The organism is Streptomyces sp. NPDC047982, assembly GCF_043204165.1.
Classification (GTDB): Bacteria; Actinomycetota; Actinomycetes; order Streptomycetales; family Streptomycetaceae; genus Streptomyces.
The window spans coordinates 99667-121112 of the sequence record NZ_JBIDBS010000011.1; the positions used below are offsets into that span (position 1 = coordinate 99667).

At 71.0% G+C, this 21446-nt stretch carries 21 protein-coding genes, 1 pseudogene and 1 riboswitch; of the genes and pseudogenes, 1 reads left to right on the forward strand and 21 read right to left on the reverse strand.

Annotated elements, in window-relative coordinates; translation table 11 throughout:
- Window positions 1-33: 33 nt before the first annotated feature.
- The 9 genes from ACGF2V_RS16005 to rpsB form a co-directional block, all read right to left on the reverse strand.
- Window positions 34-1059 (reverse strand): ABC transporter ATP-binding protein, encoded by a 1026-nt coding sequence (locus ACGF2V_RS16005; RefSeq protein WP_362707968.1) that lies wholly within the window; start codon window positions 1057-1059, stop codon window positions 34-36.
- Window positions 1060-1061: 2 nt separating this feature from the next.
- Window positions 1062-2675 carry an iron ABC transporter permease gene (locus tag ACGF2V_RS16010; RefSeq protein WP_362618947.1) on the reverse strand — a complete coding sequence of 538 codons (1614 nt, stop codon included), beginning with the start codon at window positions 2673-2675 and terminating at the stop codon, window positions 1062-1064.
- Between the two features lie 122 nt (window positions 2676-2797).
- A complete protein-coding gene (locus ACGF2V_RS16015) occupies window positions 2798-3928 on the reverse strand; it encodes a thiamine ABC transporter substrate binding subunit (RefSeq protein ID WP_389044044.1) in 1131 nt (376 codons plus the stop codon).
- Between the two features lie 73 nt (window positions 3929-4001).
- Window positions 4002-4119: riboswitch (TPP riboswitch) on the reverse strand.
- A gap of 182 nt (window positions 4120-4301) precedes the next feature.
- Window positions 4302-5408, reverse strand: a complete 1107-nt coding sequence (rlmN, locus tag ACGF2V_RS16020) for a 23S rRNA (adenine(2503)-C(2))-methyltransferase RlmN (protein WP_362707965.1) — start codon at window positions 5406-5408, stop codon at window positions 4302-4304.
- Window positions 5409-5517: 109 nt separating this feature from the next.
- Complete coding sequence (locus ACGF2V_RS16025) at window positions 5518-6603, reverse strand: phosphatidate cytidylyltransferase (protein ID WP_362618713.1); 1086 nt, start codon at window positions 6601-6603, stop codon at window positions 5518-5520.
- Window positions 6603-7160, reverse strand: coding sequence for a ribosome recycling factor (frr, locus tag ACGF2V_RS16030; protein WP_335938695.1), 558 nt, complete (start codon window positions 7158-7160; stop codon window positions 6603-6605). Before frr ends, ACGF2V_RS16025 begins: the two co-directional genes overlap by 1 nt.
- A gap of 180 nt (window positions 7161-7340) precedes the next feature.
- Window positions 7341-8117, reverse strand: coding sequence for a UMP kinase (pyrH, locus tag ACGF2V_RS16035; RefSeq protein ID WP_362618717.1), 777 nt, complete (start codon window positions 8115-8117; stop codon window positions 7341-7343).
- Between the two features lie 160 nt (window positions 8118-8277).
- Entirely contained in the window at window positions 8278-9132 is an 855-nt protein-coding gene (gene tsf, locus ACGF2V_RS16040) for a translation elongation factor Ts (protein WP_362618720.1), read from the reverse strand.
- Window positions 9133-9231: 99 nt separating this feature from the next.
- Entirely contained in the window at window positions 9232-10110 is an 879-nt protein-coding gene (gene rpsB / locus ACGF2V_RS16045) for a 30S ribosomal protein S2 (RefSeq protein WP_362618722.1), read from the reverse strand.
- 427 nt (window positions 10111-10537) lie between these two features.
- Here rpsB and ACGF2V_RS16050 point away from each other — a divergent pair.
- Window positions 10538-11086: pseudogene (locus ACGF2V_RS16050) on the forward strand (peptidoglycan DD-metalloendopeptidase family protein); the annotation flags it as partial.
- A gap of 253 nt (window positions 11087-11339) precedes the next feature.
- Here the strand turns inward: ACGF2V_RS16050 and ACGF2V_RS16055 are convergent.
- The 12 genes from ACGF2V_RS16055 to rplS form a co-directional block, all read right to left on the reverse strand.
- The gene (locus ACGF2V_RS16055) at window positions 11340-11906 is read right to left on the reverse strand and encodes a helix-turn-helix domain-containing protein (RefSeq protein ID WP_362618952.1); all 567 of its coding nucleotides are present in this window, start codon (window positions 11904-11906) and stop codon (window positions 11340-11342) included.
- Window positions 11907-12024: 118 nt separating this feature from the next.
- Window positions 12025-12861, reverse strand: coding sequence for an RNA polymerase sigma factor WhiG (gene whiG, locus ACGF2V_RS16060; protein ID WP_362618724.1), 837 nt, complete (start codon window positions 12859-12861; stop codon window positions 12025-12027).
- A 248-nt stretch (window positions 12862-13109) separates the two neighbouring features.
- Entirely contained in the window at window positions 13110-14381 is a 1272-nt protein-coding gene (dprA, locus tag ACGF2V_RS16065) for a DNA-processing protein DprA (protein WP_389044163.1), read from the reverse strand.
- Window positions 14382-14386: 5 nt separating this feature from the next.
- Window positions 14387-16012, reverse strand: a complete 1626-nt coding sequence (locus ACGF2V_RS16070) for a YifB family Mg chelatase-like AAA ATPase (RefSeq protein ID WP_362618727.1) — start codon at window positions 16010-16012, stop codon at window positions 14387-14389.
- On the reverse strand, window positions 16012-16368 hold the full coding sequence (locus ACGF2V_RS16075) for a YraN family protein (RefSeq protein ID WP_362618730.1): 357 nt from the start codon (window positions 16366-16368) through the stop codon (window positions 16012-16014). The genes ACGF2V_RS16070 and ACGF2V_RS16075 overlap by 1 nt, the downstream gene beginning before the upstream one ends.
- Window positions 16369-16616: 248 nt before the next feature.
- Window positions 16617-16925 carry a DUF2469 domain-containing protein gene (locus ACGF2V_RS16080; RefSeq protein ID WP_362618733.1) on the reverse strand — a complete coding sequence of 103 codons (309 nt, stop codon included), beginning with the start codon at window positions 16923-16925 and terminating at the stop codon, window positions 16617-16619.
- A 63-nt stretch (window positions 16926-16988) separates the two neighbouring features.
- Window positions 16989-17477, reverse strand: a complete 489-nt coding sequence (locus ACGF2V_RS16085) for an NUDIX hydrolase (protein WP_362618735.1) — start codon at window positions 17475-17477, stop codon at window positions 16989-16991.
- Complete coding sequence (lepB, locus tag ACGF2V_RS16090; RefSeq protein ID WP_362618737.1) at window positions 17467-18270, reverse strand: signal peptidase I; 804 nt, start codon at window positions 18268-18270, stop codon at window positions 17467-17469. Before lepB (ACGF2V_RS16090) ends, ACGF2V_RS16085 begins: the two co-directional genes overlap by 11 nt.
- Window positions 18271-18322: 52 nt before the next feature.
- Window positions 18323-19228: a signal peptidase I gene (gene lepB / locus ACGF2V_RS16095; protein ID WP_362618957.1), complete on the reverse strand. Its 906-nt coding sequence runs from the start codon at window positions 19226-19228 to the stop codon at window positions 18323-18325.
- Complete coding sequence (gene lepB / locus ACGF2V_RS16100; protein WP_362618738.1) at window positions 19128-20222, reverse strand: signal peptidase I; 1095 nt, start codon at window positions 20220-20222, stop codon at window positions 19128-19130. The genes lepB (ACGF2V_RS16095) and lepB (ACGF2V_RS16100) overlap by 101 nt, the downstream gene beginning before the upstream one ends.
- Window positions 20215-20994: a signal peptidase I gene (gene lepB / locus ACGF2V_RS16105; RefSeq protein WP_362618740.1), complete on the reverse strand. Its 780-nt coding sequence runs from the start codon at window positions 20992-20994 to the stop codon at window positions 20215-20217. The genes lepB (ACGF2V_RS16100) and lepB (ACGF2V_RS16105) overlap by 8 nt, the downstream gene beginning before the upstream one ends.
- A 45-nt stretch (window positions 20995-21039) precedes the next feature.
- On the reverse strand, window positions 21040-21390 hold the full coding sequence (gene rplS, locus ACGF2V_RS16110; RefSeq protein ID WP_362618742.1) for a 50S ribosomal protein L19: 351 nt from the start codon (window positions 21388-21390) through the stop codon (window positions 21040-21042).
- Between the last annotated feature and the right edge of the window lie 56 nt (window positions 21391-21446).

The window sequence follows — 21446 nt, forward strand, 5'->3', positions numbered from 1 at the left end:
GCGCGCGTGCCGCCCGCTCCCACCGGAGCCCGATCACCGCTCGGCGGGCAGCACCACGCACTCCGCCGCGTCGAAGCGGACCCCGACCGTCTCCCCCTCCCCGGGGGCATCGCGCAACGCGCACTCCGCCTCCAGGACCGGACCACGTTCCGGCGTCAGCCGTACGGCGACGCGGTCGCCCCGGAACGTGCGCGTCCCGACCGCGCAGCGCAGCCCCTCGTCCGGCGCGCCCATCCGCACCCCGGCCGGACGCACCAGCACGGCGCACTCCCCCTGCGGCGCCCCCTCGGGCACCGGGACCGCGCCCCACACCGTGTGGGCGTCGGTGCCGGTCACCGTCGCCACGACCACGTTGTCGAAGCCGAGGAACCGGGCGACGAACGCGGAGGCGGGCCGCTGCCACACCTCCAGCGGCGTGCCCGCCTGGGCGATCCGTCCGTCCCGCATCACCACCACCCGGTCGGCCAGCGCGAACGCCTCGCCCTGGTCATGCGTGACGGCCAGCACCGTCGTCCCCAGTCGGCCGAAGAGCGTGCGCAGTTCGGCCACCAGTCGCTCGCGCAGACCGCGGTCGAGCTGGCCGAGCGGCTCGTCCAGCATCAGCAACTTGGGACTCGGGGCGAGCGCGCGGGCGAGGGCGACCCGCTGCTGCTCGCCGCCGGACAGCGCGGCGACGGCCCGCCGCTGGGCGCCGGGCAGGCCCACCAGGTCGAGGAGTTCACCGACCCGGCGTTCCTGGTCGCGCCGGGGCACCCCGCGCATCCGCAGCCCGAACGCGACGTTGGCGCCGACGTCCCGGTGCGGGAAGAGCTGGTGGTCCTGGAACATCAGGCCGAGACCCCGCCGGTGCACCGGCACCCCCGTCTGGTCCGTCCCGTCCAGCAGAACCCGGCCGCCGTCCGTCTCCTGGAGCCCGGCGACGACCCGCAACAGGGTCGACTTGCCGCTGCCGCTCGGCCCCAGCACACAGACGATCTCGTGCTCTTCGACCTCCAGGTCCACCCGGTCGAGCGCGGTCCGCCCACCGAAGCGGACCGTGGCCGATTCCAGTGTCAGCATCGTCAGAACTCCCCGGACCGGTCCGTGCGAATACGTTCGAGCAGCAGCAGCGAGACCGCGCACACCACCATGAGAATGGTGCTGAGGGCCATCGCCTGGCCGTAGTTGAGCTCACCGGCCCGGCCCAGCAGCCGGGCCACCGCCACCGGCAGCGTCGGCCGGTCGGGCCGTGCGATGAACACCGTCGCACCGAACTCGCCGAGCGACACGGCGAACGCGAAACCGGCCGCGACCAGCAACGCCCGCCGCACCAGCGGGAGATCGACCTCCCGCCAGGCCCGCAGCGGCGAGGCCCCGAGCACCGCGGCCGCCTCACGGAGCCGGCCGTCCACCGCGCGCAGCACCGGCAGCATGGTCCGTACGACGAAGGGCACGCCGACCAGCGCCTGGGCGAGCGGCACCAGGATCCACGACGTACGCAGGTCCAGCGGCGGCTTGTCCAGGGTGATCAGGAAGCCGAAGCCGACGGTGACCGCCGACACCCCCAGCGGCAGCATCAGCAGCGCGTCGAAACCACGCACGAGCCGCCCCGCGCGCCGGGTCAGCGCGGCAGCGGCCAGCCCGCCCACGACCAGCGCGATCGTCGTCGCGACCAGCGCGTACGCCACGGAGTTCCCGATCGCTTCGAGCGGCGCGACCAGGAAGGTGCCTCCGCCCGCGTCCACCGATCCCAGAGCGCGGTAGAAGTCGAGACCATGGCCGCCGGGAGTGTCGAGCGAGCGTTCCACCAGCACCGCGAGGGGCAGCAGTATGAGCACCAGCACGGTCAGCAGCACCGCGCCGAGCAGCGCCCACTGCCCGCCCCCGCGCGGCCTGCGGGCGGTCCGTTCCGGATCGACCAGCCTCAGCGCGGTCTCCCTGCGCCGTACGGTCCACGCGTGCACCGCGAGGATCGCGCCCACCGCGGCGAACTGGATCAGCGTCAGCACGGCGGCCGTCGGAAGGGCGAGGAGCTGGGCGGTCTGCCGGTAGATCTCCACCTCCAGCGTGGCGTACCCGGGGCCGCCGAGGATCTGCACGACGCCGAACGAGGTGAAGGTGAAAAGGAATACCATCAGCGCGGCGGCGGCCACGGCGGGCGCGAGGGCCGGCAGCGTCACCCGCCGCCAGGCCGCGAACCGTCCGGCGCCCAGCACCCGGGCGGCCTCCTCCTGCCGCGGATCGAGCTGCGCCCACAGGCCGCCGACGGTCCGTACGACCACCGCGTAGTTGAAGAAGACATGGGCGAGGAGAATCGCCCACACGGTGGTGTCGAGGCGCACGCCCCAGAGTTCGTCGAGGAGTCCGCCGCGCCCCAGCACCGCCAGGAACGCCGTCCCGACGACGACGGTCGGCAGGACGAACGGCACGGTGACCACCGCCCGCAGCAATTGCTTCCCGGGAAAGTCGAGGCGGGCGAAGACGTAAGCGCCGGGCAGTGCGACGAGCAGCGTCAGCGCGGTCGAGGCGAGCGCCTGCCAGGTGGTGAACCAGAGGACGTCGCGGATCTCCGGCCGGGCCAGCACCTCGCCGATCCGGCCGAACTGCCACACGCCGTCCGCCTTCAGCCCCCGGCCGACGATCGCGACGACGGGGTAGGCGAAGAACACCGCGAAGAACGCGACGGGCACGGCCATCAGGGCCGTCCGCACCGCGCCCGCGCGCCGGGACGCGGCGCGCGCCGCGCCCGTGCGGTCGGCGCACGGGCGCGGACCCGTGCCGTCCGCGCCCTTCACCTCCGCGAGAGCGGCGGGCCCGGCTACTTCACGACGAGCGAGGACCACGACTGGACCCACTGCTCACGGTTCTCGGCGATCAGGTCGGGAGCGACGGTCGTCGGCTTCTCGACGGTCGCGCCGAACTTCGTGAACAGGTCCGGCAGCTTCGCGTCCGGGACGACCGGGTTCACGAACATGTTGAGCGGCATGTCCTCCTGGAAACGCTTGCTGATCAGGAAGTCCAGCAGCGCCTTGCCGCCCGCTTCGTTCTTCGCGCCGTTCAGCAGGCCCGCGAACTCGATCTGCCGGAAGCAGGTCCCGGTGGCGACCCCTGTCGGGGCCTCGGACGGCTGCGGCTTCGCGTACAGCACCTCGACGGGCGGGCTGGACGCGTACGAGACGACGAGCGGACGGTCGGCCTCGGCCTTCCTGCCGCCCGCGGAGCCGGAGAACTCCTCGTTGTACGCCTGCTCCCAGCCGTCGACGACCTTGACGCCGTTGTCCTTCAGCTTCTTCCAGTAGTCCTGGTAGCCCTGCTCGCCGTAGGCGGCGACGGTGCCGAGGAGGAAGCCGAGACCGGGCGAGGAGGTCGCCGCGTTCTCGGTGACCAGGAGGTTCTTGTACGCGGGCTTCGCCAGGTCGTCGAAGGTCCGCGGCGGGGCGAGCTTCTTGTCGGCGAAGTACTTCTTGTCGTAGTTGACGCAGACGTCGCCGGTGTCGACCGGCGTGACCCGGTGCTCGGCGTCCAGCCGGGTACCGGCCGCGACCCGGTCGATGCCCTTCGCCTCGTACGGCGTGAAGATGCCGCTGTCGAGGGCGCGGGAGAGGAGGGTGTTGTCGACGCCGAAGAACACGTCTCCGCGCGGCGATCCCTTGGTCAGGATCTCCTGGTTGAGGGCCACGCCCGCGTCGCCGCTCTTCAGGACCTTGACGGTGTAGCCGGTCTCCTCGGTGAACTCCTTCAGCACTGCGTCGGAGGCGTTGAAGGAGTCGTGGCTGACGAGCGTCACGGATTTCGGGCCCGTGCCCTTCGTGCCGCCCGAGCCGGAGGACGAGGTGCCGGAACTCCCGCATCCGGCCAGTGACGTGATGCCGAGTGCGGTGACGACGGCCGTGGCCGCGAGCCGCACGGACCCGCGCGTGGCGCCCATGGTCCTGCGCGTGGTGGTCATGGTGGATTCCTCCTGGGTTTTGGCCAGGAAGAGACGCGGCCCCGCCCGCGGAAAGCGGGCAGGGCGCAACAGCATGAGTTGATGACCGAACTTCCTACCCGGAATGACCCGGGCGAGGTTCAGAGGGTCTGCGGACGACCGGTCCCCCGGTGCCGCACTCTCAGCGCTGTGGCGCTCCCCTGTCGGAATATGAAGTTGATTCCGGGCCAGGTTACACGGGCCGGCCGACCGGCCCGCCGGGGCCTCGGCCGACCGGCGCCGAAGGCCCCAGGCCCCCGGCCCCCGGCGCCCGTGCGCCGCGCGGTCCGGCCGGACCACTGCGGACCCGCAGAACGCCGGACTCAGTGCTCCCGCGATCCGGTCGGCTTCGGTCTCAGCGCTCGGCCGCCGCCAGCTGCCCGCAGGCCCCGTCGATCTCCTGGCCCCGGGTGTCCCGTACGGTCACCGGTACCCCGTGCGTCGCGATGGCCTCCACGAACGCCTTCTCGTCCTCGGGCCGGGAGGCGGTCCACTTGGAGCCGGGCGTCGGGTTCAGCGGGATCAGGTTGACGTGCACCCGCTTGCCCTTGAGCAGCCGGCCGAGCAGATCACCGCGCCACGCCTGGTCGTTGATGTCCCGGATCAGCGCGTACTCGATGGAGACACGGCGGCCGGACTTCTCCGCGTACTCCCACCCGGCGTCCAGCACCTCGCGCACCTTCCACCGGGTGTTCACCGGGACGAGGGTGTCGCGCAGCTCGTCGTCCGGCGCGTGCAGCGAGACGGCCAGCCGGCACTTGAAGCCCTCGTCGGCGAAGCGCCGCATCGCGGGCACCAGCCCCACGGTGGACACGGTGATCCCCCGCTGCGACAGCCCCAGCCCGTCCGGCTCCGGATCGGTCAGCCGACGGATCGCGCCGACGACGCGGTTGTAGTTGGCCAGCGGCTCGCCCATGCCCATGAAGACGATGTTGGAGAGCCGCGCCGGTCCTCCGGGCACCTCCCCGTCGCGCAGCGCCCGCATGCCGTCCACGATCTGGTGGACGATCTCCGCGGTCGACAGATTGCGGTCCAGACCGGCCTGCCCGGTGGCGCAGAACGGGCAGTTCATCCCGCAGCCCGCCTGCGACGAGATGCACATCGTCACCCGCTCCGGGTAACGCATCAGGACGGATTCGACGAGCGTCCCGTCGTGCAGCTTCCACAGCGTCTTGCGGGTGGTGTCGTCGTCGCAGCTGATGTGACGGACCACGGACATCAGCTCGGGGAACATCGCCTCGGCGAGCTTCTCCCGCGAGGCGGCCGGGATGTTGGTCCACTCGGCCGGGTCGTGCGCGTACCGCGCGAAGTAGTGCTGCGAGAGCTGCTGGGCGCGGAACGGCTTCTCGCCGATCGCGGCGACGGCCTCCTTGCGCTCGGCGGGCGTGAGGTCGGCGAGGTGCCGCGGCGGCTTCTTGGCTCCGCGGGGTGCGACGAAAGTGAGTTCTCCGGGCTTAGGCATGGTTCATCCAGTGTCGCAGACGCGACGACGAGGGCCCGCCGCCCTGTGGACAGCGGGCCCTCATCGGGAGAACGCCCAGGTGGGGGGGACGGGCGAGCCGCCCCTCGGCTCAGCCGGAGCCGACGAACAGCACCAGCAGCAGCCAGACCACCGGAGCGGTCGGCAGCAGCGAGTCCAGCCGGTCCATGATCCCGCCGTGGCCCGGCAGCAGGGTGCCCATGTCCTTGATGCCGAGGTCCCGCTTGATCATCGATTCGCCGAGGTCGCCGAGGGTGGCGCTGACCGCGACCGCGAGCCCCAGCAGCAGGCCCTGCCACCAGACACCGCCGTCGATCAGGAACTGCATGCACAGGGCGCCCGCGACCATCGCGAAGGCGACGGCCCCGAAGAGGCCCTCGCGGGTCTTTCCGGGGCTGATGCGCGGCGCGAGCTTGTGCTTGCCGAAGCGCCAGCCGACGGCGTACGCCCCTGTGTCGCTGACCACGGTCAGCAGCAGGAAGGTGAGCACCCGCTGCGGCCCGTCGTCCGCGGTCAGGAGCATGGCGACGAAGGTGGCGAGGAACGGGACGTAGAACGCGGCGAACACACCGGCCGTGACGTCCTTGAGGTAGCCCTCCGGAGGCTGGGCCATCCGCCAGACGAGCACCGCGAGCGCGGTCAGCGCCACGGCAACCCAGGCGCCCTCGGCGCCCTTCACGTACCCGGCCACCACCATCGCCGCGCCGCCGACCGCCAGCGGCACGAGCGGCGCGTTGATGCCCTTGCGCTCGGACAGCCGCGAGGTGAGCTCCCACAGGCCCACGACGACGGCGACGACGACCACTCCGACGAAGACGGCCTTCACGATGAACAGCGAGGCGACGATGACGGCGCCGAGCCCCACCCCGACCCCTATGGCGGCTCGCAGATCGCGGCCCGCACGTTTCTTCTGCGGGGGCGGTGGCGCGGTGGGCATGGGCTCCTGCGGCTTCTGGTCGCGGAGCAGGGGGCCGCCGTTCGGGCGTGCGCCCCCCCGCTCCCGGTCGTCACGGTCGTCAGCGTCTCCACCTGCGTCAGGAGCGTCCGGCACGATGGGCATGGGCCGAGTCTGCTGGGCGTCATGCACATCGTGCGCGGGACCCGCCGGGGCAGCAGGCATCTCGGGCGCAGCCCACGGACCGGCTCCCGGCGTGGCGCCCCAGGAAGAGTCGTTCATCAGACTTCGAGCAGCTCGGCTTCCTTGTGCTTGAGCAGCTCGTCGACCTGTGCGACGTACTTCGCGGTGGTGTCGTCGAGCTCCTTCTCGGCGCGACGCACCTCGTCCTCGCCGGTCTCCTTGTCCTTGACCAGCTTGTCGAGCGCTTCCTTGGCCTTGCGGCGCACGGCCCGGATGGAGATGCGGGAGTCCTCGGCCTTGGTCCTCGCGACCTTGATGTAGTCGCGGCGGCGCTCCTCGGTGAGCTCCGGGAAGGTCACCCGGATGATGTTGCCGTCGTTGCTCGGGTTGACGCCGAGGTCCGAGTCCCGGATGGCCTGCTCGATGTTGCGCAGCGCGCTCTTGTCGAACGGCGTCACGACGGCCATGCGGGGCTCGGGCACCGAGAACGAGGCGAGCTGGTTGATCGGGGTCAGCGCACCGTAGTAGTCGGCGACGATCTTGTTGAACATCGCCGGGTGGGCGCGGCCGGTCCGGATCGCGGCGAAGTCCTCTTTCGCGACGACGACGGCCTTCTCCATCTTCTCCTCGGCCTCGAGGAGGGTTTCTTCGATCACCACGTGCTCCTGCGTGTCTTGAGTGGGCCCGGCGTGCTCGGGCCCGCGGATCTGCGTCGCGTCCTCACCTGCACGGTGTCCGACCGGCAGGCCGTTGTCCATCCTCCCGGGTGCCGTGCCGGGGTGTTCCCCGCAGGTCCCGGACCGTGCCCGCGGCTCCCCGGGGACGCTTCCCGGTTCTCAGGCCCGGGTGCCCTGGTCGCTCACGAGCGTGCCGATCTTCTCACCCCTGACCGCGCGGGCGATATTGCCCGTGGCCGTCAGTTCGAAGACGAGGATCGGCAGCTCGTTGTCCCGGCAGAGCGTGATGGCGGTGGCGTCGGCGACCTTGAGATCGCGGGCGAGCACCTCGCCGTATTCGAGCGCGTCGAACTTCACCGCGTCGGGATTGGTCTTCGGGTCGGAGTCGTAGACCCCGTCCACCCCGTTCTTGCCCATCAGCAGCGCCTGGGCGTCGATCTCCAGGGCCCGCTGGGCGGCGGTGGTGTCGGTGGAGAAGTACGGCATGCCCATGCCCGCGCCGAAGATGACGACGCGGCCCTTCTCCAGGTGCCGCACGGCGCGCAGCGGAATGTACGGCTCCGCGACCTGACCCATGGTGATGGCCGTCTGGACGCGGGAGTCGATGCCCTCCTTCTCCAGGAAGTCCTGGAGCGCCAGACAGTTCATGACCGTGCCGAGCATGCCCATGTAGTCGGACCGGGCCCGGTCCATGCCGCGCTGCTGGAGTTCGGCACCGCGGAAGAAGTTCCCGCCGCCGATCACGACCGCGATCTCTGCGCCGTCACGGACGACCGCCGCGATTTCCCGGGCGATGGCGTGCACGACGTCGGGGTCGACACCGAGCCCCCCGCCGCCCGCGAACGCCTCTCCGGACAGCTTCAGCATGAAGCGTCCGGGTACCTTGTCGTCGTCGCTCTTGTGGTCGCCCTTGGCGGCGTCCGCGCCCTTGTTCATGGAGATTCTCCTCGTGCACATACCAAGAAGGCCATTGCCGGTGGGTCTGGTGTCCCTCAGCGGCAATGGCCTCCTCGTCAGATCTGCGGTCGTACGGCATGGGTGCGGCCGACGACTGCACCGGACCCCGTCAGGGGCCCACCGTTGTTCGCGGACGGACTCAGATGCCGACCTTGATGCGCGAGAAGCGCTTCAGGGTGACACCGGCCTCGTCCAGAACCTTCTGGACCGACTTCTTGTTGTCCTTGGCGAACGCCTGCTCCAGGGCGACTGCCTCCTTGAAGAAGCCGTTGACCCGCCCCTCGACAATCTTCGGGAGAGCGGCCTCGGGCTTGCCCTCCTCGCGGGAGGTGGCCTCGGCGACACGGCGCTCGTTCTCGACCGTCTCGGCCGGAACGTCCTCGCGGCTGAGGTACTTCGGGGCGAAGGCGGCGATGTGCTGCGCGACGTCCTTGGCGACTTCTGCGGCTGCCTCGTCCGATGCGGTCCCCTTGTCCAGCTCGACCAGGACGCCGACCTGCGGCGGGAGGTCGGGCATGGTGCGGTGCATGTACGCGGCCACGTAACCGCCGGTGAACTGCGCGAAGCGGTCCAGGACGATCTTCTCGCCGAGGTTGGCGTTGGCCTCGTCGACGTACGCCTGGACGGTCTTGCCGGCCTCGATCTCGGAGGCGAGCAGCGCGGCCAGGTCGGCCGGGGAGGTGGCGGCGACGTGCGCGGCGAGCGTGTTGGCGACGTTCTGGAACTTCTCGCCCTTGGCGACGAAGTCCGTCTCGCACTTCAGCTCGAGCAGGACGCCGGAGGTCTTGTCCTCGGAGATGAGGGAGATGACGGCACCGTTCTCGGCGGAACGGCCCTCGCGCTTGGCGACGCCCTTCTGGCCCTTGATACGGAGCGCCTCGACGGCCTTCTCGACGTTGCCCTCGGCCTCGTCGAGCGCCTTCTTGCAGTCCATCATGCCGGCGCCGGTCAGCTCGCGGAGCTTCTTGACGTCAGCGGCGGTGTAGTTCGCCATGAGTCTGTGTTTCTCTCTCGAAGTCTGAAAGATCTACGGGTGAACGGCGGGGGCGGTGCTCGTTGCACCGGCCCCCGCCGTCATCAGCCGTGACGGGTGTCAGGCCTGCTCGGCGTCCGCGGCGGCAGCCTCGGCCGGCTTCTCGGCGTCGGCAGCCTTCTCGGTCTCGGCGGAGGACTGGACCTCGGCGTCGGCCTTCTTGTCGCCCTCGAGCAGGTCGCGCTCCCACTCGGCCAGCGGCTCACCGGCGGCCTTCTCGCCCGGCTTCGAGTCACCCGTGGCGGCACCGGAACGGGCGATGAGACCCTCGGCGACGGCGTCGGCGATCACGCGGGTGAGCAGGGTGACGGAGCGGATCGCGTCGTCGTTGCCCGGAATCTTGTAGTCGACCTCGTCGGGGTCGCAGTTGGTGTCGAGGATCGCGACGACCGGGATGTTGAGCTTGCGAGCCTCGCCGACGGCGATGTGCTCCTTCTTGGTGTCGACGATCCAGACGGCGCTCGGCACCTTCTGCATCTCGCGGATACCACCGAGGGTCTTCTCCAGCTTGGCCTTCTCGCGGGAGAGGACCAGGAGCTCCTTCTTGGTGAGGCCGGAGGCGGCCACGTCCTCGAAGTCGATGAGCTCCAGCTCCTTCAGGCGCTGGAGGCGCTTGTAGACGGTGGAGAAGTTGGTGAGCATGCCACCGAGCCAACGCTGGTTGACGTACGGCATGCCGACGCGCGTCGCCTGCTCGGCGATGGCCTCCTGGGCCTGCTTCTTGGTACCGACGAACATGATGGAGCCGCCGTGGGCGACGGTCTCCTTGACGAACTCGTAGGCGCGGTCGATGTACGACAGCGACTGGAGCAGGTCGATGATGTAGATGCCGTTGCGCTCGGTGAAGATGAAGCGCTTCATCTTCGGGTTCCAACGACGGGTCTGGTGACCGAAGTGGACGCCGCTCTCCAGCAGCTCCCGCATCGTGACGACGGCCATGGCCGTACTCCTTGGGGTACTCGGTTGTCGCGACCGCAGGATTGCTGTCGCGCCTGACGCCCCGACGCGCCGTGCCACGAAGGACCGAGGAGCGCGGCCACCGTCCGCGAAGAGGGGGGTGGCGGGGCGTGCGAAGTCGACCCGGTGACCCGGATCGCCATAGGAAGTGTACGGGACGGGCCGGGTGCCGGGTGACGGCGCTGTCCACAACCGGTCGGTAGTCCACAGATCCGGTCCATGATCCCCACGGATCCGGGCGGTGCGGGACGGTTCTGTCATGCGAACCGCACACGATCCGGTGGCGTCCCCCCGCACGCCCGTCCGCATGCCGATCCGCGCGCGTCGGCTCCGTGCCGTGACGGCCGTGATGGCGACGGCCTCCCTTCTCGCGCTGCTGCGCGGCGCTCCGGCCGCGGCCCCGGTGTCCATGCCCCCGGCCGCTCCCGCGGGGCACGCCGAGGCGGCGTCCTCGTCCGCACCCGCACGGGCCCGGGCAGCGTCGCCTGTCCGTGATCCCGTACCCGCGCCGGCGCCCGGTTCCCTGCCCGCCCCGCCCGCGCGCGATCCCGGGCCACTGCCCGCAGGTGGTCCCGACTCCGAGCCACCGCCCTCACGCGATCCCGTACCCGAGCCCCTTCCCCGCCCGTCCCCGTCGAGGCCGGACGACGCCCGAAGCCTGCCGCTGGCCGGGCGCCCCGCGGTCCTCCGGGGCTGGGAACCACCGGCCGGTACCTACGGGCGAGGGCACCGCGGGGTCGACCTCGCCGCTGCGCCGGGCTCAGTGGTGCTCGCGGCGGCCGCGGGGCGCGTCTCCTTCGCGGGGCGCGTCGCGGGTCGCGGGGTGGTGGCCATCGAGGTGGCCGACAGCGGCGACCCGCCGCTGCGGACCACCTACGAGCCGGTGCGCGCGCTCGTCGCCGAAGGCGCGCACGTGACGGCCGGTGAGGGCGTGGGAGTTCTGGAGGCCGGGCCCTTCCACTGCCCGTCGGGCTGTCTGCACTGGGGCCTGCGGCGCGGCGACGCGTATCTGGACCCGTTGTCGCTGCTGCCGCCCGAGCTGCTGCGGCGGGGGCCGTCCCGTCTGCTGCCGGTGTTCGGTGTACCAGAACCCGTTGCGCCGGAATCCGGTGCGCCTGCCGAAGGGGCCGGGGACGGACTCGCCGCCCCCGGCGTTCTGTTCGCCGCCGCGCGACGTACCGTTCCGCCGCGCGCCACCCCACGGCCCGCTGTCAGTCCCGCACCCCCTGTACGCCGCGCAGGACCATGGCGACGGCGGTGTCCGCGATCACGGCCGGCTCCTCCGCCACGCCGAGCTCGATACGCCGGACCGCGGCGTCCACGGAGCCCTGCACCAGCATCGCCGCCAGCCGCGGTTGCTCGTGGCCCAGTTCCCCGAGTGCCTCGACGATCATGGCGATCAGTCCGCCGTGCGCAGCTCTGATCTTCTCGCGGGCCCCGGCGTCCAGCTCGCTCGCCGAGATCGCGACGACCGCCCGGTGGCGGCGGTCGCCGACGAGATCGAGCTGCCGGCGCACATACGCTTCGATCTTCCCCTCGGGCGTGGTGGCCTGCTCCATCGCGCTCTCGACCTCCGCCGCCCAGACGGGGAAGTCGACGGCGCACAGCTCTTCGACGACGGCCGCCCGGGAGCGGAAGTACTCGTAGACGGAGGACCTGGCGAGGCCCGTGCGTTCGGCGAGGGCGGGGAAGGTCAGCGCCTCCGTACCGCCCTCGGACAGCAGGGAGCGGGCGGCGTCCAGGAGGGCGCCGCGCTGCATGGTCCGGTGCTCGGCCACCGAGGCCGCTCGAATCCTGGGCACGGGTCCACTTTACGGCGACCGGTGTTCGAGCGGCGCTGTGCGGCCCCGATCAGTGGCCGAAGCCACCGCGGGCGGGCGCGGGCCGACGCCGGTCTCAGCGTCCGGCGTCGGCCAGTTTCGCCCGCAGTTGCAGCACCGATTTGGTGTGGATCTGGCTGACCCTGCTCTCGGTCACCCCGAGCACGTTGCCGATCTCGGCGAGGGTGAGGCCCTCGTAGTAGTAGAGCGTGACCACTGTCTTCTCACGCTCCGGGAGTGTGTTGATCGCCCGGGCGAGCAGCCTTCTGAGCTCGCGGTCCTCCGCGACCTCGACCGGGTCGTCGGCGGAAGTGTCCTCCAGCGTGTCCATCAGGCTCAGCCGGTCGCCGCCCTCGCCGCCGACATGCAGCAGTTCCTCCAGCGCGACCACGTTCGCCAGGGACAACTGGCTGAAGACCGAGTGCAGTTCCTCCAGCGTGATGCCCATCTCGGCGGCGACCTCGGGCTCGGAGGGGGTGCGCCGCAGCTGCGCCTCCAGCGTGGCGTACGCGCGCTCCACGGCCCGCGCCTTCTGACGCACCGAGCGCGGGATCCAGTCCAGCGCCCGCAGCTCGTCGATCATGGCGCCCCTGATGCGCGTGATCGCGTACGTCTCGAACTTGATCGCGCGCTCGATGTCGAACTTCTCGATCGCGTCGATCAGTCCGAACACCCCCGAGGAGACGAAGTCGGCCTGCTCGACGTTGGAGGGCAGGCCCACGCTCACCCGGCCCGCGACGTACTTCACCAACGGCGAGTAGTGCAGGATCAACTGCTCCCGCAGCCGCTCGTCGCCCGTGGACTTGTACGAGCGCCACAACTCGTCGAGGGAGGAGGGGGCGGGAGGGCGCACAGTGCCACGCGCAGCCGGTGGTACTGCCGTGCGGTCAGACCCGGAGGTGTGCTGGGGCATGTGGTGCCTTGAGCCGTTCTGCCGTGAAGTGCTGGGGCCGGGAGACTTGTGTCGGATGCGGGGTCCTTGTGAGCGTAGCGTGATTACGGCGTCGCGGTCCGCGCAGGACGACGGGTCGGCGCCGTGCGATTCCGGCCGATCGGACGAGGCTGCGGTCCGGGACCATCACCGCGGGTGCCGGCCCCGGGCGTGCCGCCGAAAGGCCGGCGAAGGTCATCGACTTCACCTTTTCACCCGAATGCGCCAGGTCAAGTACCGCCTCGCCGCGCGTCGCCATTGCATGTCCGCCTCCGCGTCAACTGCCATCCGTCGCCATGTCGTTCGACGAACCCCAGTGAGTGCAGCTCGTACAACCTTCCGACGGCTTCGTCGGTACTGGTTCCGGCTGCGCGGGCGACGTCACAGCCAGTGACGGTGCCGCGGTACGGCAGCGCGTCGAGGACCCGCGCGGCGTCCGCGTCCAGCAGGTCCCGCGGGTGGACGGGCCCCTGTGCGACAGGGGCGAGATCGCCGATGTCCCCCACCAGTTCGACGACTTCCGCGGCACTGGTCACCAGGACGCCCTCGCCGCGCAGGAGTTCGTGGACGCCCGCGGACAACCCGCTGGTGGCCGGGCCCGGCACGCCCATCGTGAAGCGGCCGAGCCGCTGCGCGCCGCGTGCGGTGACGAGCGAACCGCTGCGGTGCTCGGCCTCGACCACGACGGTTCCCCGCGTCAACGCCGCGATGACCCGGTTCCGCATAAGGAATCTGCTGCGGGTCGGATGATCGGACGGCGGCAGTTCACCGATGACGAGTCCCTGTTCCGCCATACGTCCGATCAACTCGGCGTGTCCCCGGGGGTACGCGACGTCCACCCCGCAGGCCAGGACCGCCATCGTCGCCCCGCCGACGGCGAGCGCGCCGCGGTGCGCCGCGCCGTCCACGCCGAAAGCCGCTCCCGACACGACCACCCACCCCAGCTCCGCGAGCCCCGCGCCGAGGCTCGCCGCCATGTGGGACCCGTACGGTGTGCAGGCCCGGGCGCCGACCACGGCGACCGAGCGCAGCGCCCAGAGCCGCAGATCTCGCGGCCCCCGCACCCAGAGTCCCGTCGGCCTGGCGTCCCCCAGGTCGTCGAGCTGACCGGGCCACTCCAGTTCGCCCGGGCAGACGAACCGCCCACCGAGCGCGGCGACCGCCGCCAGGTCCCGCTCCGGTTCGACGCGCTCAGCCCGTAAGCGGTAGCCGCCGAGACGCTTCGCGGTCATGCCCTCAAGGCGTTCCGCACTGCCGTCCCGGGCTCTGATCCGCCGCAGCAGCTCGACGGCCCCGTACTCACGCAGCCATCGGCCGCCCCGCTCGTCCCCCGGCTCCAGAATGCGGGTCAGCGCGACCCGCGCCAGCCGTTCCCGGACATCGGCCGCCGTCTTGGCATCCCCTCCCGGCGCGGCGCGATCGGACCGCGTTCCTGTCTCACCGCCGTGCTCCGACGCCCCGCCCGGGAAGCGCTGTGGCTCCTCCCGTCGTCCGCGGCCCACCCCCGTCACGACGCACCGGCCTTGACCGGGACACCTCGCGAAATCCCGGTCCGCAGTTCAAGCGCCACCGCGACATCGGATGCCTCCGGGCGGTCGGCGCCGCGCAGATCGGCCACCGTCCACGCCACTCTGAGGACCCGGTCCAGACCCCGGGCCGTGAGCAGTCCGCGTTCCATGTCCCGCTCCGCCTCCAGGAGCGCGCCAGGTGCCGAGGTCAGCCGCGTGCGCAGCTCGTGGCCGGGAACCTCGCTGTTGGTGTTCCATCCCGTGCCGGCCAGGCGGTGGGCCGCTCGCGCCCTGGCCTCACTGACCCGGGCGGCGACGACGGCCGACGGCTCCCCTCTGCCGCCCTGCCCCATCAGGTCCTCGCGCCCGACCCGGTCGACGGACACCCGCAGGTCCACCCGGTCGAGCAGGGGACCGGAGAGCCTCGCCCGATAGCGCCGGACCGCCGACGGCGGGCATTCGCAGCCCGTGCCGCCGACGGAATGCCTGCCGCACGGGCAGGGATTGGCGGCCAGTACCAGCAGGAATCTCGCGGGCAACCGCACCACCCCGGCGCTCCGCGCCACGACCACGTGCCCGGATTCCAGCGGCTGGCGCAACGCGTCCAGCACCCGTACAGAGAATTCCGGCGCCTCGTCCAAAAAGAGAATGCCCCGATGGGCCAGGGAGACCGCGCCGGGCCGCGGCAGACCGTTGCCCCCGCCGACCAGCGACTGCATCGTCGCGGAGTGGTGGGGCGCGCAGTACGGCGCCCGGGTGACCAGCGGCTCCCCCGGCGGCAGGAGTCCTGCCACGGAGTGCACGGCGGTGACCTCCAGGGCCTCCGTCCTGGTCAGCTCCGGCAGGATGGCGGGCAGGCGCTCGGCCAGTATGGTCTTGCCCGCGCCCGGTGGGCCGGAGAGCATCAGATGGTGGCCGCCCGCCGCGGCGACCTCCAGCGCCTTGCGGGGCAGCTCCTGCCCCGCGACGTCCACGAGATCCGGCACACCGCCGTCGCCCCGGCCCGGGCCGCGGACGAGACCGGTGCCGGTCCCTGCGCCGGGCACCAGGAGCCCGGCCAGCATCGTGTCCGGGCGCCCCCCGTCGTCGTCCCTCGGTTCGTCCGGCACCGGCTCGTCGCAGAGCACCGCGATCAGCTGCCGCAGACTCCGCACGCCGAGAACCGAGACGCCGGGCACCAGCGCCGCCTCCCCCGCGGTCTGCTCGGGCACGACGACCTGGCGGTATCCGGCCTCCGCCGCCGCGAGCACGGCGGGCAGCACACCCCGCACCGGCCGAACCCGGCCGTCGAGCCCGAGTTCCCCGATCATCACCACATCGACGATGGACGCCGGGTCGATCCGCTCCGCCGCGCCCAGCACCGCGCAGGCGACCGCCAGGTCGAAACCCGAGCCGCCCTTCGGCACGGAGGCCGGCGAGAGCCCGACCGTGAGCTTCTTCTGCGGCCACTCGGCCCCGGAGTTCACCACCGCGGCCCTGACCCGGTCCCGGCTCTCCACCAGGCTCTTGTCCGGCAGACCCACCAGGGTGAACGCGGCCACCCCCGCCTCCAGGTCCGCCTGCACCTCCACCACCACGCCCTCGACGCCCACCAGCGCCACGGAGCACGCCCGCGCGAACCCCATCAGGCCACCCCCCGCACGTGCTCCATGACAGGTGCCCCGCGCCTGGGCAGCAGCACACCGACCAGGTCGATCCGGACCCCGCCGGCCGGACCACCGTGCCGGTGCAGCCAGACCTCGGCCAGATGGCGCAGCCGCTCCGCCTTGGCCGGCGTGACGGCGGCCATCGGGTGTTCGAACAGGCCCGCTCTGCGCGTCTTCACCTCGCACAGCACGAGCACGTCGCCGTCCAGCGCGACGATGTCGATCTCGCCGGCACGACAGCGCCAGTTCCGTTCCCGTACGGACATACCGGCGTCGGTCAGCAGCCGCGCCGCCAAGTCCTCGCCGTACCGTCCGAGTGCTCCCCGTGCGTTCATGTCGAAACCACCTCCGGGACCGACTCTGACGCGCCCGGTCCCGGCCTGTGGATCTTGGTGGACAACTCCGGGATTGTGGATATCCCGGCCACTCGTGCGGGGGAATCGGCCCCGGAAAGGGGTCACTGCCCCAAGGAGCGGGCAGTCCGGGGACGCGGGCGGCCCCGGCGAGGACCAACCTGGCAGACGTTCTCCGCACGGGGGACGCGGTCGCCGCACGGACGGACGGCCCCCGGGGGAGAGCGGGCTCAGCCGCCCGGAAGTTCGAGATCGCTCTTGTTGAGCTCCTCGACGTTGACGTCCTTGAAGGTCAGCACGCGCACCTGCTTGACGAAGCGGGCGGGCCGGTACATGTCCCAGACCCAGGCGTCCGCCATCGACACTTCGAAGAACACCTCGCCCTGAACCGAATGCACCTGCATCTCGTAGTCGTTGGTGAGGTAGAAGCGCCGTTCGGTCTCGATCACGAATTTGAACAGACCGACGACGTCTCGGTACTCCCGGTAGAGCTTCAGCTCCATCTCGGTCTCGTACTTTTCGAGGTCCTCGGCGCTCATTGGCATGTTCCCCTTCAGCCGTGCGTCCCCCCATTGTGCGCCAGGGCCCGGCTCCCCGGGCGCTCAGGCGAATTCGGGGGACAGAACCACCGGCGTATGCGGAGGACCGTCGTCGAGCAGCGTGCGCAGCAACTCGGCGAGTCTGGTCGGGTACACCGTCTCACGCGCCGCCGACAGTTCGGCGGAAGTCCACCATCTCAGCCCCGCGACGCTGCGCTGTTCCAGCCCGGTCAGCCCACGGGTGTCGGTGGCGGTCTGCGTCGTACGGGCCAGGTAGTACCACTCGTCCTGTTCCCAGCGGCGTCCGTCGAAGGGGAACGAGCACATCCGCTGCCAGAGCAGCGGCCCCAGTCGGACATCGGTGATGCCGGTCTCCTCCGCGAGCTCGCGCAGTGCGGCCTGTTCCCGGGTCTCCTCGCCCTCCAGGCCGCCGCCCGGGGTGAACCACCAGGTGGACGCGGGATCCTCCGGTTCGTACCCGTGTATCAGGAGGATGCGGTCGTCGGGGTCCAGCAGCACCACACGAGCGACCCTCCGCTTCTCAATGCGCACCCGTCGCCGTCCCTTCACGCTTCTCCCGTGTCGAACGCTCCCGCTGCGCCGATCGCTTCCCCTGCTCCGATCGTCGCTCCCGGGCCGCCCGTCCGGACCATGCCGCGATCGGGCCGTACACGGCGCCGCCGAGGATGAGTACCGCGCCCGCCGCGACAGCACCCAATTGCAGTCGCAGGGGGCCGGGGGACGAGACTCCGCCAGGCAGGGCGGCGAAGGTCTCCGGCCGCTCGACCATGCCGTCCATGGGCCAGGCGATGGCGTCGACCCGGGCCCGTACCGCGCTGCGCGGCACGGAGCCCTGTCCCGGGTCGCCCAGGTGGACCCGCGAGTCCAGGGAGGACCTGCGTTCGTCGCCGAGCAGGAAGAGCTGCCCCTCGGGCACGTCGGCCGTGAAGATGTTCCCCGAGGCGGGCTCGTTCTGCTGCAGATACGGTTCCTCAATGGCCTTGCCGTTGAGGGTGAGCCGACCGCCCTTGTCGCAGCAGGCGAGGGTGTCCCCGCCGATTCCGACGACCCGCTTCACCATCGGCATGTCGCCCCAGGCCGGATCGGTGAAGACCACCACGTCGCCGCGGCGCACCTCGCCGCCATCGATCCGCTGGGCGAGCACCCGGTCGCCGGCGTCCACCGTCGGGGTCATCGACTCGGTCGGCACCGTGTACGGCTGGTAGACCACGGCTCCCCAGGCGAAGCCGCCGAGGAAGAACACACAGCCGACGGCCACGGCCAGCCCCGACAGCATGCTGCCGAGCCGCCCGTGGCCGTTGCTCGTACGCCCTGTTCCACCCATCGCAGCGTCCCTCCCCGTCGGAGATCGGCAATCGCTGATCCGAGTCGGCACCCTACCCGGCGGTACGCCCGCCGGTCAGCCTCCTGCGGCGCCACAGGACGAGGGGCACCGCACCGGCCAGGCCGAGGGCCCCGGGAGCCAGGCTCATCGCCGTGTTCACCGCCGTGCCGATGCCGGGCTGGTCGAAGGTCTTCGGGACGGGCAGGGTCGCCCAGCGGTTGATCGGCCACGCCACGACGATGGCGCGTCCGACGACCTCGTCGTTGGAGACCGTGCCGCCTCCGGGCAGCTCCTGGTGGTAGCGGGAGTCGAGGGAGTTCTGGCGGTGGTCTCCCATCACCCAGATCCGGCCCTCGGGAACCGTGATCGGACCGAACGGCTCGTCGTTGCAGGGCGTGTCCCCCGGGAAGATGAAGGACTTGTCGTCGAGGGCCTTGCCGTTGACCACGACCGGGCCGTCCTTCTTGCACTCGACCGTGTCGCCACCGACCGCGATGACCCGCTTGATCAGGTCCTTCTCCTCGGCGGACGGCATCAGGCCGATGAAGCTGAGGAACTTCTGGACCACGTTCGGCTCGGGGGCCTGGGTGTCCTCCAGCCAGCCGCCCGGGTCGTGGAAGACCACGACCTCGCCGCGCTCCGGTTCCGCGCCGAACCAGGGTGTCAGTTTGTCGACCAGCACCCGGTCGCCCCGCTGCAGTGTGTTCTGCATCGAGTCCGAGGGGATCGAGAACGCCTGCACCAGAAACGTCTTGATCAGCAGCGCGAGGACCAGCGCGATGCCGATGAGCAGGGGCAGCTCCTTCCAGAAGGAGCGCGGCTTCTGCTGTCCCGTACCGCGGTGCGAGGAGCCGCCGTCAGTCCCCGCTGCGTCCGCCGTCCCCCCGGCGGACACGACGTTCTCCGGCTTGTCCGGCCGGTCCTCGGGTTCGTGTCCGGATCGTGCGCCGACCGCCAAGTCCCCCACATCCACTCCTTACTCCGTGCCACCGCCTGCGCCCCAGCCGACGCAGGCCCACCACTCCCATAACGAGCGGGAGTTCCGCAGGGGTCGGGAGAGGGATCATTCCTTCGGGATCCCTGGACGACACACTATTCGACGGGCCCGGAACCGGGACCGTCCCGGCGCGCGCGTCAGGGACCGAGTCGAATGTCGCCGGTTCGTCCAGCTTTCGCCAGTGGGCGACGGGCCAGGCGATCACCACCGCCCGTCCCACGACGCTGTTCTCGGACACCGTGCCGTGTTCCGGCTCGTCCAGGTGATAGCGGGAATCGGCCGAATCCGAACGGTGGTCGCCCATCACGAAGATCCGCCCGGCCGGAACCTTCACCTCGAATTCTCTGTGGGAGGGCAGGTCGCCGGGGTACAGATAGGGCTCGTCGAGCGGTACGCCGTTGACGGTGATCCGGCCATCCTCGCCACAGCATCGCACCGTGTCGCCGCCGACCGCGACCACACGCTTGATCAGGTCCTGCTCGTCGTCGGACGGCAGCAGCCCGACGAACGTCAGCGCCGCCCTCACGTGCGTGACGACGGGCGAGTGCTTCTCGCCGGTGTCCTCCTGCCGCAGCCAGCCGCCCGGGTCCTTGAAGACCACCACGTCGCCGCGCTCGGGCCGGGACCCGAACCACGGCGTCAGTTTGTCCACGAGCACCCGGTCGCCGATCCGGATCGTCTGTTCCATGGACCCCGACGGGATCACGAACGCCTGCACCAGGAAGGTCTTGAGGACGAGCGCGATCAGCAGCGCCACGACGACGAGCAGGGGAATCTCCCGGACGGCCGCCCCGCGCCGCCGCCGCTGGGCCCTCCGCGCCCGCTTGCGGCGCTCCGCCCTGGTCGGCAGGGGGCGCGCGGACGTCTGCGCAGGACGCGCGGACGCCGACCGGGTTTCGCCCGGCCGTGCCGTCCCCGGGTCTTCGCCGCCCTGCGGTCGGCCGTGGTCACCCATGGGCGCCGCCCGTGGGTGCCCGTACGCCGGTGAAGGCGCCACTCTCCACGAGCGAGCCCATCCGGCGCGGTGGCCAGCCGATCCAGTCCACCCGGCCGATCACCATGTCGACCGGGACCATGCCGCCACCGGGATCACCCAAGTGGTCGCGCGAGTCGCGGGAACGGGAACGGTGGTCGCCCATCACCCACAGCGTGCCGTCGGGGACGACGATGTCGAAGCGCACCTGGGACGGCTCGTCCCCCGGGTACAGGTACTCCTCCGTGACCGGGCTGCCGTTCACCTCGATCCGCCCACTCCGGTCGCAGCAGATCACCCGGTCCCCTCCCACGCCCACCACCCGTTTCACGTAGTCGGTCTCGGCGGGCTCCACCAGCCCCAGGGACGCCGCCGCTCCGTGCAGCAGACCGGTGACGGGATTCTGCGGCGGCGGTTCGCGCACAAAGGATCCGGTGCCGTCGAAGACCACCACGTCGCCGCGGCGCGGAACGGAGCCGAAACGATACGCCAGCTTGTTCACCAGCACCCGGTCCCCCACCTCGAGGGTGGGCTCCATCGAGCCGCTGGGGATCAGGTAGGGCTGCACCACGAAGGTGCTGAGGAGCAACACGAAGGCCAGGCAGACGGCTCCGAGCACGGTGGTGCGCCGCCATGACATCGAGGCGGCCAGCCGGACCAGCCGAGGAATACGCGCGGAGCGCGACCGTTCCTCCGACCCTGCTGCGGGTGCGGAGGAGCGGTCGCGCTCCGAGGGCTTGGCTTCCGTGTCCATCGGGGCCAGAGCTTAACCGGCCGTCCTGTGGACCCGGGAGTCCGTTCAGTTGTCGCGCTTCTCCTTGATCTTCGCGGCCTTGCCGCGCAGCTCACGGAGGTAGTACAGCTTGGCGCGACGGACGTCACCGCGGGTGACGAGCTCGATCTTCTCGAAGATCGGGCTGTGCACCGGGAAGGTGCGCTCGACGCCGACGCTGAAGGAGACCTTGCGGACCGTGAAGGTCTCGCTGACACCGGAGCCCTGGCGGCGGATGACGACGCCCTTGAACTGCTGGATACGGGAGCGGTTGCCCTCGATCACTCGCACGTGGACGTTGACGGTGTCGCCGGGGCGGAACGCGGGGATGTCGGTACGCAGCGACGCGGCGTTGACGTCATCGAGCAGGGAAGACATGTTGTCTGCTTTCTTCGCCGATGCCACAGGTCATCGACGGGAGGTCGTGAGGATGG